1 protein-coding gene is annotated in these 650 nt (G+C 54.0%); it reads left to right on the top strand.

The features are described 5' to 3' along the window. On the top strand, positions 1 to 650 hold a 650-nt coding region (locus FDX04_RS19645), incomplete at both ends, for a GTP-binding protein (protein WP_249357154.1).

Below are 650 nucleotides of genomic sequence, written 5' to 3' on the forward strand. Positions count from 1 at the left end.
ACCGTACTGGCTAAAACCTACGGCGGTGCTGCTCGTGCATTCGACCAGATCGATAACGCGCCGGAAGAAAAAGCGCGTGGTATCACCATCAACACTTCTCACGTTGAATATGACACCCCGACTCGCCACTACGCACACGTAGACTGCCCGGGCCACGCCGACTATGTTAAAAACATGATCACCGGTGCTGCGCAGATGGATGGCGCGATCCTGGTTGTTGCTGCGACTGACGGCCCGATGCCGCAGACTCGTGAGCACATCCTGCTGGGTCGTCAGGTAGGCGTTCCGTACATCATCGTGTTCCTGAACAAATGCGACATGGTTGATGACGAAGAGCTGCTGGAACTGGTAGAAATGGAAGTTCGTGAACTTCTGTCTCAGTACGATTTCCCGGGCGACGACACGCCGATCGTTCGTGGTTCTGCTCTGAAAGCGCTGGAAGGCGAAGCAGAGTGGGAAGCGAAAATCATCGAACTGGCTGGCTTCCTGGATTCTTACATCCCGGAACCAGAGCGTGCGATTGACAAGCCGTTCCTGCTGCCTATCGAAGACGTATTCTCCATCTCCGGTCGTGGTACCGTTGTTACCGGTCGTGTAGAGCGCGGTATCATCAAAGTTGGTGAAGAAGTTGAAATCGTTGGTATCAAAGA

The sequence above is a fragment of the Citrobacter sp. wls615 genome (assembly GCF_005281355.1).
In the GTDB taxonomy this organism is placed as follows: Bacteria; Pseudomonadota; Gammaproteobacteria; order Enterobacterales; family Enterobacteriaceae; genus Citrobacter; species Citrobacter werkmanii.